This window comes from Archangium sp., assembly GCF_036389735.1.
Taxonomy (GTDB): domain Bacteria; phylum Myxococcota; class Myxococcia; order Myxococcales; family Myxococcaceae; genus Archangium.
Genome location: NZ_DASVWK010000642.1, coordinates 1 through 3,523, shown reverse-complemented (window position 1 = coordinate 3,523; position 3,523 = coordinate 1). Strand labels below are relative to the sequence as shown.

Genomic DNA, 3,523 nt, shown 5'->3' with positions numbered 1-3,523 from the left:
GCCTACCTCCCGCCTCGCAAGGGCCACGAGCATCTGCGCCTGCTCACCGAGTCCCTCTACCGCGCAGAGGCCGCCTTCGAGGAGAGCGACTACGGACGCGCCTACGACTTCGCCTTCGCCCGCTCCTCGCGTCGCTCGCTGGTGGTGCTCTTCACGGACCTGGTGGATCCGGACACCTCGGGCACGCTGCTGGCCCGCACGCTGGCACTGCGCCCCCGGCACCTGCCCGTGGTGGCCTCGCTGCTGGACGAGGAGCTCCGGGCCGCCGCCCTCGACGTGCCCATCTCCGTACAGGACGCCTACGCACGTCAGGCCGCCTCGCGCCTCGAGGAGGACTACCAGCGCACCGCCCTCACGCTCCGAGACGCGGGTGCACTCGTGGTGCGCGCTCCGGCGAAGGGCTTCGGTGCCGCCGCCGTCAACACCTATCTGCACGTGAAGGCGCGAGGACTGCTGTAATCGAGTCCGTCAAGTCCCCCACGCTCGTCCCCGCACACACCTGCTGTCGCGTGGGCGCTCCCGAAGAAAAAGCGTGCCAATCGCTCCGAGGCCGAGTTTTCGGCCTCCGCGAAGACCCCCTTTACACGTCCGTCGCCGTCAACAAAATGGCCGCTCTTCCGTGCTACACGCCTGTGTGAGCACGTTGGTTCACGGACGGAGACAGGGTCTTGCCGGAGGTCGCGAGGGAGTTCAGGGAGCTGCGGGTGGCGGCGGATGCGGCGGCGGTGGCGTCGGTGCCGGAGAACCGTACGGACGCTGGGCAGCAGAATCAGCCGCTCACCGCCTTTCACGAGCGTCTGTTGGCCGAGGAGCTCACCATCAAGAGCTCGGACTCGCGCGAGCGGCTCGCGGGTGCGCTCGCCGAGGCCAAGGTGGATCTCAACCCCCACCAGCTCGAGGCCGCGTGTTTCGCCATGGACTCGCTCTCGCGCGGCGGCTGCATGCTCGCGGACGAGGTGGGCCTCGGCAAGACGATCGAAGCGGGCATGGTCCTCGCCCAGCTCATGGCCGAGGGGAAGACGCGCATCCTCATCCTGGCCCCGGCCGTGCTGCGCGCGCAGTGGAACAGCGAGCTGCGTGAGAAGTTCGACCTGGAATCGGTGATGGTGGACGGGCGCACCGTGCGCGCCACGGGCAACTGCTTCGATCAGCCCTTTCCCGTCATCTGCTCGCACCCGTTCGCCGCCAACAAGGCGCAGTTGGTGGCCGAGATTCCGTGGGACGTGGTCGTCATCGACGAGGCCCACCGCCTGCGCAACGCCTACCGGGCGGGTCACAAGACGGGCCAGGCGCTGCGCTCCGCGCTCAGCGGCCGTCCCAAGCTGCTGCTCACCGCCACGCCCCTCCAGAATGACCTGATGGAGCTGTTCGGGCTGGTGACGCTCCTGGACGAGCAGATCCTCGGCCCCGAGCACGCCTTCCGCAGCCGCTACCGGCTGGAGGCGGAGACGGGCGGGCTCCAGACGGACGCCGTCAACGAACTCAAGGAACGACTGGCCCCGGTGGTGCAGCGCACGCTGCGCCGGCAGGTGCGTGAGTACGTCCGCTACACCAACCGCCGCAGCATCGTGGAGGACTTCGCGCCCTCGCCCGAGGAGCAGGACCTCTACGAGAAGGTGAGCGAGTACCTCCAGCGCTCCGAGGTGGCGGCGATCGAGCCGGGCAAGAAGACGCTGCTCACGCTCTGCTACCGCAAGCTGCTGGCCTCCTCCACGTACGCCATCGCGCCCACGCTGCGGCGGCTCTCGGACAACCTCACCAAGCGGCTGGAGGCGGCGAAGCTGGGCCAGCGGGCCCTGGCGATGTTCGAGCCCGAGGAGGTCAAGCAGTACGCCGAGGAGGGCGAGGAGTGGGCCGATGATCCGGCCAAGCCCGTCAGCATCCGCACGCTCGAGAACGAGATGTGGGAGCTGAAGCAGTACGCGGACCTCGCCGACTCCATCAAGGTGAACGCCAAGGGCGAGGCCCTCACGCGCGCGTTGGACCGCACCTTCAAGGTGATGAAGGGCCAGGGCTGGCCGGAGAAGGCGCTCATCTTCACCGAGTCCAAGCGCACGCAGCAGTACCTCTTCACCCTGCTGTCGGCCAACGGCTACGCGGGGAAGATCTCCCTGCTGTCGGGGGACTCGGGGGGCGGACCGGAGGAGCGCCGCGCGCTGGTGAACGAGTTCCGCGACAAGACGCAGATCCTCATCTGCACCGAGGCGGGCGCCGAGGGACTCAACCTCCAGTTCTGCAACCTGGTGGTGAACTACGACCTGCCGTGGAACCCGCAGCGGGTGGAGCAGCGCATCGGCCGGTGCCACCGCTACGGCCAGCAGCGGGACGTGCTCGTCATCAACTTCCTCAACCGGCAGAACGCCGCGGACGCGCGGCTGTACGAGCTGCTGGAGAAGAAGCTGAACCTCTTCGACGGCGTGTTCGGCGCGTCGGATGAGATCCTGGGCGCGCTGGAGAGCGGCGTGGACTTCGAGCGGCGCGTGCTGGACATCTACCAGTCCTGCCGCCACCCGGACGACATCAACAAGGCCTTCGACAAGCTGCGCTCGGACATGGAGGGGCGCATCAGCGCGCGCATGACGGAGGCGCGCTCGACGCTCATGGAGCGCTTCGACGGCGACGTGCGGCGGCGGCTGCGCATGGCCGGGGCGGTGACGAAGGAGGCGCTGGAGAAGCGCCAGCAGGGCGCTCGGGCGCTGACGGGCTCGGTGCTGGGCAACAACAGCGCCTCGGGCCGCATCCAGGTGGCCAAGGCGGCGTACGCGGTGCGCGACCGGACGCACGACGCCGTCAACTACCTCCAGCTCAACGCGGCGGGACTGCCGGCGAGGCTGGCACGGCTGGCGGGCAGCGAGGGCTGGTGGTTCGTCTACAAGTTCGAGACGACGGGCCTGAAGCCGGAAGAGAAGATGGTGCACCTGGTGCTGATGCTGGAGCGCGACGGCAAGGGCTTCCGGGCACTGCCGCTGGCGGACGGCGAGCACTTCATGAAGCTGGTGGCCAAGGAGGAGCGGCGCCGGCAACCGCCTCCGGTGTCGGTGTCGCTGATGCAGGAGCAGGCGCTGATGGCGGCCAAGGAGGAGCTCCTCCGGTCGGCGGAGCGGCGCAACGCGCTGGAGCTGGACATGGCGCGGGAGCGCGCGGACCGGTACGCGGAGGACTGCCTGCTGGAGTCTCGCGAGCAGGTGGAGCGGGCGCGGGAGGCGTGGCAGGAGTCGCGCAAGGTGGTGTGCGCGCAGGAAGACCCGGCGGAGCGCGTGAAGGCCCGTGGGCACGCGGAGCGACTGGAGCGCGAGTACCGCAAGAAGCTGGCCTCGCTGCGCAACGAGGAGGAGAAGCGTTACGCGGCGAAGGACCGGCAGATCGCGGACCTGGGAAACAAGGCGAAGGTGGCCGAGAAGCGCTCGCTGATCGCCTCCGCCTACTTCTGGCTGTCCTGAACCCCCCACTTTCCCTCTCCCCCTGGGAGAGGGATACGATGAGTTTTGTTGAAAGGGCCTGTGATTCCGAGAGGTTAGGCCCT

1 protein-coding gene and 1 pseudogene are annotated in these 3,523 nt (G+C 68.7%); both read left to right on the top strand.

Annotated elements, in window-relative coordinates:
• A pseudogene (locus VF794_RS22430) lies at nt 1–459 on the top strand (DUF58 domain-containing protein); the annotation flags it as partial.
• A gap of 209 nt (nt 460–668) precedes the next feature.
• Entirely contained in the window at nt 669–3,440 is a 2,772-nt protein-coding gene (locus tag VF794_RS22425; protein WP_331113641.1) for an SNF2-related protein, read from the top strand.
• Nucleotides 3,441–3,523 lie beyond the last annotated feature (83 nt).